Origin of the sequence: Campylobacter concisus, assembly GCF_002912895.1 — a bacterium.
GTDB classification, from domain to species: Bacteria; Campylobacterota; Campylobacteria; order Campylobacterales; family Campylobacteraceae; genus Campylobacter_A; species Campylobacter_A concisus_G.
In genome coordinates, this window is record NZ_POZX01000007.1 from 1 (window position 1) to 453 (window position 453).

General features: G+C 40.8%; 1 protein-coding gene. It reads right to left on the reverse strand.

Translation table 11 applies throughout. The annotated features are described in order from the left end of the window. Positions 1 to 163: 163 nt before the first annotated feature. On the reverse strand, positions 164 to 453 hold a 290-nt coding region (locus tag CYP51_RS00505), incomplete at its 5' end, for a winged helix-turn-helix domain-containing protein (protein ID WP_141089674.1).

The following is a 453-nucleotide window of genomic DNA, read 5'->3' on the forward strand; positions in this document are numbered from 1 at the left end:
GGATTGAAATTTTGTGGATTGTTTTTGTAAGCTGTGGCTTGCTGGTTTAGCTCACTAACTACGCTTTGAAAAACGGTGACTCTTATGTAGTGATAGAGCATCACCGAAACAACGGCAATTAGCATCATCGCACCAGATGCTAATTGCAGTATAAATCTATTTCTTAAGCTTTTTTGGGAAAGCAAAATCTATATCCGCGTCTTCTAACAGTTTCTATTGTTGAAATATTTTGCGGGTTGTCCATTTTTTGGCGAATTTGGTTGATAGCAACCTCGATAACGTTTGGTGTTACGAGCTCTGGCTCTTCCCAGATAGCGTCAAGTAGTTGCTCTTTAGATACGATTTGATCTGAGTGTCTTGCAAGGTGAGTAAGCACCTCAAATGGCTTACCTTTTAGCTCGATGTCGCGGCCAAGATAAGTGATCTTCTCTTCGTCAGGGTTGATGATAAGCT